This is a genomic window from Protofrankia sp. Cas8 (assembly GCF_963555845.1).
Taxonomy (GTDB): domain Bacteria; phylum Actinomycetota; class Actinomycetes; order Frankiales; family Frankiaceae; genus Protofrankia.
Map to the genome: position 1 here is coordinate 1 of NZ_CAUVXI010000158.1, position 1,018 is coordinate 1,018.

Annotated in this window: 1 protein-coding gene; it reads right to left on the bottom strand. The window is 64.4% G+C overall.

The genetic code is table 11. From position 1 onward, the window contains the following. Positions 1–685 (bottom strand): choline/carnitine O-acyltransferase (locus U9977_RS19560; RefSeq protein ID WP_322750741.1); only part of this gene is annotated, 685 nt, incomplete at its 3' end. Positions 686–1,018: the final 333 nt, after the last annotated feature.

Consider the following 1,018-nt stretch of genomic DNA (forward strand, 5'->3'; position numbering starts at 1 on the left):
GCACCGCACCGGCCTTCATGATTGACTGCAGACCCGCCACGAGATCGTCCAACGTGTGGGGTCGACCAGCCGCGCCCAGCACGTCCATGCGGAACATGTGCCCGCGGAAGAACACCACGATGTGGCGCGCCCGGGATGGGCCCGGGCACTGTTCGCTGTAGGGGGCGCGGACGGTATCCTGCACGGGTCCGGGTATACGCGTGGTGGCGAACAGGAACTTGTTCTGCTCCATCGAGAGAGCCTGCCCGCGCGCGACGATCGGCGCTACGAGTTCCTCGTCGAGCGCCAGCTTGTAGTTGACGGCCCCGGCGATGAGCCCGGCCGCCCGGTCCACCTGTTGCAGGCCGGCGTCCTTGAACAGAAAAAAGTAATTCGCATTGATCGCAATGCGGTCGCGTCGACCCAGATACCGGGACTGCCAGAATGTGTCGAGCCAGCTGTGCACCCCATCACCGGCGTTGTACTCCTCAAGCGCCGCGTGGAGTTTGTGACCGGCACCGTCCGGTTCGCGGAAGGAGGCCACCGCGGCTTCGGTCGTCGCCAGCTCGGCCGCGGTCAACAACGGTGCACACCACGCGAGGAATCGCTCGCAGCTCGCCGCCACGGTCGGCAACGGCACCCGCGGCAGCCGGTCCTCATTGCCAAAGGTACGGGTAGACCAATCCTGATCAGATTTCGCGTTCATCGTCAACCTCGGTGGTTTCGGAGAGCTGGATGATTCGTTGCTCGTTGCCAGATCCACGACCGCGTAACTTTTCGTGTCACGCGGCCGAGAGACGTGGAGCTGCGCGTACAGCCAGCCGTCGGCTTCCAGCCCACGCGGATCAACACCGACGGCCCACAGCGTGTCCAGGACGAGTGACTGCTCCTGCGGGGAGGCGAACCGCCGCTGCTTGAACACATGTTCGATGTGTACAGTTTCATATCCCAACCCGGCCAGGCTCTCGGCTACCGGTTCGAACGGGAACATCCGCAGGACGAAATGCGCCATCCACGGCCTGCGCTCGCTGCTGGCGCT